Below are 9,051 nucleotides of genomic sequence, written 5' to 3'. Positions count from 1 at the left end.
GGGGGCCCCACCTGTGTTCAGAGACCGGGCGCCGGGCTTAGTGCGCCTGTTCCCAGTTCTTGCCCATGCCCACCTCGGCCACCAGCGGCACGCGCAACTCGGCAACATTGCACATCAGGCGCGGCAGTGCTTCCTTGACCCGCTCGATCTCGGCGTCCGGCGCTTCCAGCACCAGTTCGTCGTGCACTTGCATGATCATGCGCGTCTGCAGCTTTTCGGCTTCCAGCCAATCTTGCACGGCCACCATGGCCATCTTGATAAGGTCGGCGGCCGTGCCCTGCATGGGCGCATTGATGGCGGCCCGCTCGGCGCCCTGCCGGCGCGGGCCCGAGGCGCCGCGGATTTCCGGCAATTGCAGGCGGCGCCCGAACACCGTTTCCACGTAGCCCTGCTCGCGCGCCAGCCGGCGCGTATTTTCCATGTACATCGCCACGCCGGGATAGCGGGCGAAATAGCGGTCGATATACGCCTGCGCCGCGTCGCGCGTGATACCCAGGTTGGACGCCAGGCCAAACACGCCCATGCCGTAGATCAGGCCGAAGTTGATTGCCTTGGCGGCGCGGCGCTGCTCGGTCGACACGTCCGCCAACGGCACGCCGAACACCTCGGACGCCGTGGCACGGTGGATGTCCTCGCCGGCGGCGAAGGCGCGCTGCAGGTTGGCGTCGTCGGAGACGTGCGCCATGATGCGCAGCTCGATCTGCGAATAGTCGGCCGACAGCAGCAAGCCCTGTTCGGCGATGAAGGCCTCGCGCACGCGGCGGCCGGCCTCGGTGCGGACCGGGATGTTCTGCAGATTGGGATCGGACGAGGCCAGGCGGCCCGTGATCACCGCCGCCTGCGCATAGCGCGTGTGCACGCGCCCCGTGTCCGGATTGATCATGCGCGGCAGCTTGTCCGTGTAGGTCGACTTCAGCTTGGACAGGCCCCGGTATTCCAGCAGCACCTGCGGCAGCGGATAGTCCAGCGCCAGCTTGGTCAGCACGTCTTCGTCCGTGGACGGCGCGCCGCCCGCAGTCTTGCGGACCACCGGCAACTGCATGCGGTCGAACAGGATTTCGCCCAATTGCTTGGGGGAATTCAGATTGAAGGGCTGGCCGGCCAGCTCATAGGCCTTTTGCTCCAGGCGCAACATTTCCTGGCCCAGCTTGTGACTTTGGCGGCCCAGCTCGGCGGCATCCACCTTCACACCGTTGCGCTCGATGGTGGTCAGCACCGCCGACACCCGGATCTCAAGCTGGTAGACGCGGTTCAGCCCTTCATCGGCCGCCACCATCGGGCGCAGCACCTGATGCAGCTGCAAGGTGAAATCAGCGTCCTCGGCGGCATAGTGGCCGGCCTTGTCGACCGCCACTTCGTCAAAGCCGATCTGCTTGGCGCCCTTGCCGCACAGGTCCTCGTAGGACACGCCGCTGCGGCCCAGATAGCGCTGGGCCAGATCGTTCAAACCCACGCCGCGATGGGATTCCAGCACATACGCTTCAAGCATCGTGTCTTCGGCAATGCCCGCCAGCCGGATGCCTTCATTCGCGAACACATGGGCGTCGTACTTGGCGTGATGCAGCAGCTTGGCGCGCGAGGCGTCCTCAAGCCACGGCTTCAGGCGCGCCAGTACCTCGGCCTTGGGCAGCTGGGTCGCGCCGTCGGGGCCGCGATGCGCCACGGGGATGTAGCAGGCCACGCCCGGCTCCACCGCCAGCGACAGGCCGACAAGCTTGGCCTGCATCTGGTCCAGCGACGTGGTCTCGGTATCCAGTGCCACCAGGGACGCGCCCTGCAGCTTTTCCAGCCAGGCGTCGAATTCCGCCCAGTCGGAAATGATGCGGTAATCCAGTTCGGCGGGGGCCGCGGGCACGTCCGCCGCGATGCGCGCATCGCCGGTCGGCACGCGCTCGGCGTCGCCGGTCAGATCGCGCAGCCACGTGCGGAACCCGTAGCGTTCGTACAGTTCGGTCAGCGTGGCGTCGTCGCGTTCCCGCGGCGTCAGGTCGTCCACGCTTTCCACATGGCCGGTCAGGTCGCAGTCGTACTTCACGGTCAGCAACTGGCGCGTCAGCGGGAAGTTCGGGATGGCCTCGCGCAGGTTGCTACCCGCCACGCCCTTGATGCCTTCGGCGCCCTCGACCAGCTTGTCGATGGACCCGAATTCCGTCAGCCACTTGACCGCGGTCTTGGGGCCGACCTTGGTGACGCCCGGCACGTTGTCCACCGTGTCGCCCACCAGCATCAGATAGTCGACGATGCGGTCGGGCGGCACGCCAAATTTGTTGACCACGCCGGGTTCGTCAAGCACTTCGCCGGTCATGGTGTTGACCAGGGTGACGTGGCTGTTGACCAGTTGCGCCAGGTCTTTGTCGCCGGTGGAGACGATGGTGTGCACATCGTGTTCGGCCGCACGCTTGGCCAAGGTGCCGATCACATCGTCCGCTTCGACGCCCTCGATGGCCAGCACCGGCCAGCCCAGCGCGCGCACGGCGCGGTGGATGGGTTCAATCTGCGCGGCCAGGTCCTCCGGCATGGGAGGACGGTGCGACTTGTACTCGGGATACAAATCGTCCCGAAAGGTCTTGCCACGGGCATCGAAAATACATGCGGCATACTCTGCCTTGTGGTCAGATACAAGCTTGCGCAACATGTTCACCACGCCATAGAGCGCACCCGTAGGTTCGCCTTGCGCATTGCGCAAATCAGGCATAGCGTGGAAAGCACGGTACAAGTAACTTGAACCGTCGACCAGTAATAAGGTTTTTTTCATGGTTACAAAGGCAGATATGGCAATAACTGCGGAAACACCCGCCAACAAACAAATTCCGCTGATTATGTCAGAGATACGGACGGCGGCAGACAAGCTCGCGAACATCGGGCCCGCAGTCAGCGTCTTCGGCAGTGCACGAGTCAGTCGCAATTCCCCCCACTATGAAACCACTATCGCCATATCGGCCGCCCTTGCTGGCGCCGGTTTCGCGGTCATCGCCGGGGGCGGCCCCGGCATCATGGAGGCAGCCAATAAAGGCGCATTCGAAGCGGGCGGCACCAGCATCGGGTTGAACATCAGCCTGCCACACGAAGCGCACAACAACGAATACCAGACCATCAGCCTGTCGTTCGAGTATTTCTTTTCGCGCAAGGCCACGTTCTTCATGCACAGCTTCGCCTACGTGGCGATGCCGGGCGGCTTCGGCACCCTGGACGAGCTCTTCGAAGCGTTGACGCTGATCCAGACGGGCAAGGTCCCGCCCGCGCCCATCGTGCTGGTGGGCAGCGAATACTGGTCCGGCCTGGTGGAATGGTTGGGCGGCCAAGTGCTGGGCAACGGCATGATTGGCGCGCACGACCTGGACCTTTTCATCATCGAGGACGATCCCGTCAAGGTGGTGCGCCGCGTGGTGGAGTTCCACGAAAAGGTCAGCTCGGACGCGCAGTACGCGCCTTCCCTGCCGGCCTGATCTTTCGCCGGCCCCATGAAAAATGCCCCCGCGGGGGCATTTTTCACTTCCGCATGAACGACGGCACGACATCGGCCGGGATGGGGCACACGTAGGGCTGGCCCCGGCGCGCCTCCAGCAGTTCTTCTTTCGCCCGGGCCAGCGCCTCGGGCTTTGCGTAAAGATCAGCGGCGGTCGCCGCAATGATCTTGGCCGCATGCACCATGCCCTTGTGCGCCATGGACATCTTGCCCTGCGCCACCATCTGCCATGAATGGAACGGCGTGCCGTAGGCGTAGCACGCGCCCCAGCACTGCGCCGTGGGCGTCACCCAGCTGACATCGCCGACATCGGTGGACCCGTAGCTGATCTCGGTCTTGACCGGATCGAAGGGCGCCACGCCGGAAAACAGCGGCGTGGGGTTGCGCAGCACCGCGCCCAGGTTCTTGCCAGCGTTGTCGATGTCGTCCTCCGTGATCGAATCCCACATGCGGCGCGCGGTCTGCTCTTCGCCCGGCGTGTAGGCGGGCCCTTGCAGCGCCTGCATGTTGGCGTACATCACTTCGTTCAGCACGCGGTTCGGCATGTAGTTCGAGCAAGCCTTGTCGAACACGATCTCCAGCTTGCAGTCCGTCATCAGCGCCGCCCCCCGCGCCACGTTTTTCACGCGTTCGTAGAGGTCCGACGCCTGCGAATTGATCGGGGCGCGCACCAGGTACAGGACCTCGGCGCGGGCCTGCACCACGTTGGGCGAAATGCCACCGCTATGGGTCACGGCGTAATGCACGCGCGCATCCGGCACCATGTGTTCGCGCAGGTAGTTCACGCCCACATTCATCAGCTCCACCGCGTCCAGCGCGCTACGGCCAAGGTGCGGTGAATTCGCCGCGTGCGCGGCAATCCCCCGGAAGCGAAAATAGGCCTGGATATTGGCCAGCGACGACTGGTGGAAAATCCCCGTATGGGACGCCGGATGCCAGGTCAGGGCCGCGTCAAGATCGTCGAACAGGCCGGCGCGCGCCATGAATGTCTTGCCCGAACCGCCCTCTTCCGCCGGACAGCCGTAGAAGCGGATCGTGCCCGGCAACCGGTTGGCTTCCAGGAATTCCTTCACGGCGACCGCGGCAAAATGTGCCGCCGTGCCCAGCAGATGGTGCCCGCAACCGTGGCCGTTCCCATTCGGCGTTTCTGGCGAAGGTTGGCAGGCGAACGCGCCGCTCTCCTGACTCAGGCCCGACAGGGCGTCGTATTCGCCCAAGATGCCGATGACGGGACCGCCCTGGCCAGCTTCGGCCACGAAGGCCGTCGGGATGCCCGCAGCGTCCCGCGTAATGCGGAAACCCGCTGCTTCCAGCATCGCGATATGCAGTTCGGCCGATTTGTGCTCGTCGTAGCGCAATTCGGCCAGGCTCCAGATGCGGTCGCTCAGATCCGCGTAACGATCGCTGCGCGCGTCGATGAACGGCGCGAGTTTGTCGATGGCACCCATTGCTTCTCCAGTGAAAGGTGGATCCTGTCCCGTTGAAAAAAGCCGGTCATTCGTCGAACTTGATCCCCGCAGTTTCAATGATTTTGCGGTTGACGGCCAGCGTCCGGGAATTGCGCTGCGCGAACGCCTCCGGGGTGCCCCCGTCAGGCGCGGCTGACGCGATCGTCAGCGCATCGCGCGAACGATGGCGTCGCGCGCCAACCCCATGAATTCGCTTTCGCCGGGCCGGGCGGGCAACAGGCGGAATTCCACCGTCGGCAACGCCGGCAAGCCCGGGGCGTGCAGCCGCGCGATGCCCGGGGCCAACGCCGATTCGTTCAGGCAGGCCACGCCCAATCCCGCCGAAAGGGCCAACTGCAATCCCGCCACGCCCGAGGCCACGTGCGCCACCGAGTACGGCACCCCGCGGCGCGACAGCTGCCGCTCGACGTACTGCCGCAAGGCGCATGTTTCCGGCAGCACCAGCAACGCCAAGGGCTCGCCAGCCGGCGCAGCCGCGCCCTCTGCCCCCATCCATAGCAAAGGTTCGCGGCGCAGCAATTCTCCTTGTGCCCGCGCGCGAGGTGCGCCGCGCTCCTGGATCGACATCGATATGCCCACGTCGATCTCGCCGCGTTCATAAGCGGCCTCGATGGCGCCGCTCTTCATGATCGTCACATGCAAGCGCACCTGCGGATACTGCTCGTTCAGGCGCCGCAGCATGCGCGCCACGTCGCCCGGGCGGAAATAATCCGTGATGCACAGCCGCAGCTCGCCCCGCAGCGACACGCCCCGCAGGTCTCGGTACGCTTCGTCGCTCAACGCCAGGATGGCGCGCGCATGCGCCAACAGGCGTTCGCCGGCGGGCGTCGCCGCCACCCCCGCTTTACCGCGCACCAGCAACGGCTGGCCCGCGCGATCTTCCAATTTGCGCATTTGTTCGCTGACGGAAGATTGCGACAGAAATACCTTTGGCGCCGCCGCCGTCAGGCTGCCGGACTCCAGCACGGCAACCAGCGTGCGCAACTGGTCCAGATCAAATCCCGACATGGCTTATCCAACGGATTAAACGATGGATAGAATCGTAATTTCCCGCTTTTCCGATGTCAACAGGACTCCTAAACTGGCTTCACACCTACCCGCTCAGGAGCTTTTCATGCCTCACATCGTCGTTCACCTCTCCGGCGCCTCCGATGCCGCCATCAACCGCCGCGTCGTCGACGCCGTGGCCGGGTTGACCCAATCCGTGCTGGGCAAACAGCTGCCGGTCATCGCCATCACGCTGCAGCACATCCCGCATGACCTGTGGTTCATTGGCGGCCGCCCGCTGTCGGAACTTGGCAAGAACGCCTTCCACCTGGACATCAGCGTCACCGACGAGACCAACACCAAGGCCGAGAAAGCGCGCTTCATCAAAGAGATCTACGCGTCATTCCAGGAAATCCTGGGCGAGCTGCATGAATGCTCATACGTCCACGTGATCGACGCGCGGGCGGCCGCCTATGGCTACGGCGGCGCCACGCAGGAATACCGGCACCAACAGAACGGCGTATAGCGCCCCGGGCCTCGAATGAAAAAAAGCCGCGCACCCGAAGGTGCGCGGCTTTTTCGCATACTGCCGAAACGCAAGGGGCGTTGCCCCCGGTCCGCTTAGACGGCGGCGTCGCGCGCAGCGCGCTTGCGTTCGTTTTCCAGCAGGTAGCGCTTACGCAGACGGATCGACTTCGGCGTGATTTCCACGAGTTCGTCGTCGTCGATGAATTCCACGGCATATTCCAGCGACATCTGGATCGGCGGAACCAGGCGCACGGCTTCGTCGGTGCCCGAGGCGCGCACGTTGGTCAGCTGCTTGCCCTTGATCGGGTTCACGACCAGGTCGTTGTCGCGGCTGTGAATGCCGATGATCATGCCTTCGTACAGCGCATCGCCCGGGCTCACGAACATGCGGCCGCGGTCCTGCAGCTTCCACAGGGCGTAGGCCACCGCGTCGCCATGGTCCTGGCTGATCAGCACGCCGTTGCGGCGCTCGCCGATCGAACCTTCCTTGACCGGGGCGTACTCATGGAAGATGTGGCTCATCAAGCCCGTGCCGCGCGTCAGCGTCAGGAACTCGTTCTGGAAGCCGATCAGGCCACGTGCCGGAATCAGGTATTCCAGGCGGGTGCGGCCACGGCCGTCCGGCTGCATGTCCTGCAGGTCGCCCTTGCGGCGGCCCAGTTCTTCCATCACGCCGCCCTGGTGGGCGTCTTCGACGTCGACCGTCAGCGATTCAAACGGCTCGCACTTCACGCCGTCGATGTCCTTGAACACCACGCGCGGGCGCGACACGGCCAGCTCGTAGCCTTCGCGGCGCATCGTTTCCAGCAAAATCGTCAGGTGCAGTTCGCCACGGCCCGACACTTCGAACACCGTGTCGTCGCCCGTGTCGCGCACACGCAGCGCCACGTTGGACTTCAGTTCGCGGTCCAGGCGGTCGCGCACTTGGCGGCTGGTCACGAACTTGCCTTCGCGGCCGGCCAGCGGCGACGTGTTCACCATGAAGTTCATGGTCAGCGTCGGCTCGTCGATGCGCAGCATCGGCAGGGCTTCCTGCGTCGTCACGTCGGTGACGGTGCAGCCGATGCCCAGTTCTTCAATACCGTTGATCAGCACGATGTCGCCGGCTTCGGCTTCATCCACCACGACGCGTTCCAGGCCATGGAACTTCAGCACCTGGTTGATGCGGCCGCGGCCGCCCTGGCCTTCAGGACCAAACTTGTAAGCCACTTCCATGCCGGGGCGCATACGGCCACGATTGATGCGGCCCACGCCGATCTTGCCGACGTAGCTGTTGTAGTCCAGCGAGATGATCTGCATCTGCAACGGGCCGTTGGGATCGTCGTCACGCTGCGGCACGTGCTGCAGGATGGCTTCGAACAACGGGCGCATATTGCCTTCGCGCACGTCCGGGGTCAGGCCGGCGTAGCCCGACAGGCCCGAGGCGTACACCACCGGGAAGTCAAGCTGCTCTTCCGTCGCGCCCAGCTTGTCGAACAGGTCGAACGTGGCGTTGATGACGAAGTCGGTACGCGCGCCCGGGCGGTCGACCTTGTTGACCACGACGATCGGCTTCAGGCCCAGGGCCAGCGCCTTGCGGGTCACGAAAATGGTCTGCGGCATCGGGCCTTCAACGGCGTCAACCAGCAGCAGCACGCCGTCGACCATGGACAGCACGCGTTCGACTTCACCACCGAAGTCAGCGTGACCCGGGGTGTCGACGATGTTGATGTGCGTGCCTTCGTATTCAACGGCACAGTTCTTGGCCAGAATCGTGATGCCGCGTTCTTTTTCCAGATCGTTCGAGTCCATGACCCGTTCGGTCAGCGCCTGGTTTTCGCGGAAGGTGCCGGATTGGCGCAGCAGCTGGTCGACCAGGGTTGTTTTACCGTGGTCCACGTGGGCGATGATGGCGACGTTGCGCAAGGCGCGAGTCATAGCGAGTCCTTTAAGGTCAGGGTGGAGGGCAGCAAGCCCTCCGGCAATTCGTTCAGTGCAAGCAATGCCTGCTTGGGGTCTGGCATGGCCTGCAAGGCTTCCAGCTCAACGGCGCGTTCCAGAGAAAATGGCCCGACGTGCGTGCGCCGCAGCGCCGTCAGGTGGGCGAAACAGCCCAGCACGCGCCCGATGTCCTGGGCCAGTGTTCGGATGTATGTGCCTTTACTGCAAGCCACATCGATCTCTGCCTGCGTTCCCGAAAGGGACAACAGCTCGATGCGGTGAATCGTGATCTGGCGCGGGGCCCGTTCCAGTTCGATGCCGGCGCGCGCGTACTCGTACAACGGTTTGCCATCGCGCTTGAGCGCGGAGTACATCGGCGGAATCTGCTCGATCGTGCCCGAGAAACGTGACAGCGCGTCGCGCAGCGCCTGTTCGTCAACGGTAAAGCCCGGTTCGGCGGTGGACACGACATTGCCGGTCAGGTCGCCCGAATCGGTTTCGCTGCCAAATTGCAGCGTAGCGCGATACGCCTTGTCAGCGTTAAGCATCGCGCCGGAAATCTTGGTCGCGCGTCCCATGCAGCACACCAGCAAGCCGGTGGCGAAGGGGTCCAGCGTGCCCGTGTGACCAGCTTTCGCCGCATCCATGGCACGTTTGGCGCGTTGTAAGGCGTGGTTGCTC

7 protein-coding genes are annotated in these 9,051 nt (G+C 64.2%); 2 read left to right on the top strand and 5 right to left on the bottom strand.

Annotation, left to right across the window (positions count from 1 at the left end):
* Positions 1-37 precede the first annotated feature (37 nt).
* A complete protein-coding gene (gene polA, locus ACE039_RS17250) occupies positions 38-2,755 on the bottom strand; it encodes a DNA polymerase I (protein ID WP_105554912.1) in 2,718 nt (905 codons plus the stop codon).
* Here polA and ACE039_RS17245 point away from each other — a divergent pair.
* Positions 2,754-3,446 carry an LOG family protein gene (locus ACE039_RS17245; RefSeq protein ID WP_448708234.1) on the top strand — a complete coding sequence of 231 codons (693 nt, stop codon included), beginning with the start codon at positions 2,754-2,756 and terminating at the stop codon, positions 3,444-3,446. The two genes, polA and ACE039_RS17245, sit on opposite strands and share 2 nt — an antisense overlap.
* 43 nt (positions 3,447-3,489) lie before the next feature.
* Here the strand turns inward: ACE039_RS17245 and ACE039_RS17240 are convergent, their stop codons facing one another.
* The gene (locus ACE039_RS17240; RefSeq protein WP_448708235.1) at positions 3,490-4,914 is read right to left on the bottom strand and encodes a M20 family metallopeptidase; all 1,425 of its coding nucleotides are present in this window, start codon (positions 4,912-4,914) and stop codon (positions 3,490-3,492) included.
* 165 nt (positions 4,915-5,079) lie between these two features.
* Positions 5,080-5,943 carry a LysR family transcriptional regulator gene (locus ACE039_RS17235; protein ID WP_485822913.1) on the bottom strand — a complete coding sequence of 288 codons (864 nt, stop codon included), beginning with the start codon at positions 5,941-5,943 and terminating at the stop codon, positions 5,080-5,082.
* A gap of 106 nt (positions 5,944-6,049) precedes the next feature.
* Between ACE039_RS17235 and ACE039_RS17230 the strand changes: the two genes are divergently transcribed.
* Positions 6,050-6,448: a tautomerase family protein gene (locus ACE039_RS17230; RefSeq protein ID WP_448708237.1), complete on the top strand. Its 399-nt coding sequence runs from the start codon at positions 6,050-6,052 to the stop codon at positions 6,446-6,448.
* Between the two features lie 95 nt (positions 6,449-6,543).
* Here the strand turns inward: ACE039_RS17230 and typA are convergent, their stop codons facing one another.
* Both typA and truB read right to left on the bottom strand, forming a co-directional pair.
* Positions 6,544-8,367 carry a translational GTPase TypA gene (typA, locus tag ACE039_RS17225; RefSeq protein ID WP_313463146.1) on the bottom strand — a complete coding sequence of 608 codons (1,824 nt, stop codon included), beginning with the start codon at positions 8,365-8,367 and terminating at the stop codon, positions 6,544-6,546.
* On the bottom strand, positions 8,364-9,051 hold a 688-nt coding region (truB, locus tag ACE039_RS17220), incomplete at its 5' end, for a tRNA pseudouridine(55) synthase TruB (RefSeq protein WP_448708239.1). The genes truB and typA, both read right to left, overlap by 4 nt.

The sequence above is a fragment of the Achromobacter maghribensis genome (assembly GCF_057334215.1).
Note: the sequence above shows the minus strand (reverse complement) of the source record. Positions and strands in the feature narration are given on the sequence as shown.

Bases quoted from the DNA above. Each gene is read 5' to 3' on its own strand.
- typA (WP_313463146.1), bottom strand. From the start codon at position 8,367: ATGACTCGCGCCTTGCGCAACGTCGCCATCATCGCCCACGTGGACCAC.
- polA (WP_105554912.1), bottom strand. From the start codon at position 2,755: ATGAAAAAAACCTTATTACTGGTCGACGGTTCAAGTTACTTGTACCGT.
- ACE039_RS17230 (WP_448708237.1), top strand. From the start codon at position 6,050: ATGCCTCACATCGTCGTTCACCTCTCCGGCGCCTCCGATGCCGCCATC.
- ACE039_RS17240 (WP_448708235.1), bottom strand. From the start codon at position 4,914: ATGGGTGCCATCGACAAACTCGCGCCGTTCATCGACGCGCGCAGCGAT.
- ACE039_RS17245 (WP_448708234.1), top strand. From the start codon at position 2,754: ATGGTTACAAAGGCAGATATGGCAATAACTGCGGAAACACCCGCCAAC.
- ACE039_RS17235 (WP_485822913.1), bottom strand. From the start codon at position 5,943: ATGTCGGGATTTGATCTGGACCAGTTGCGCACGCTGGTTGCCGTGCTG.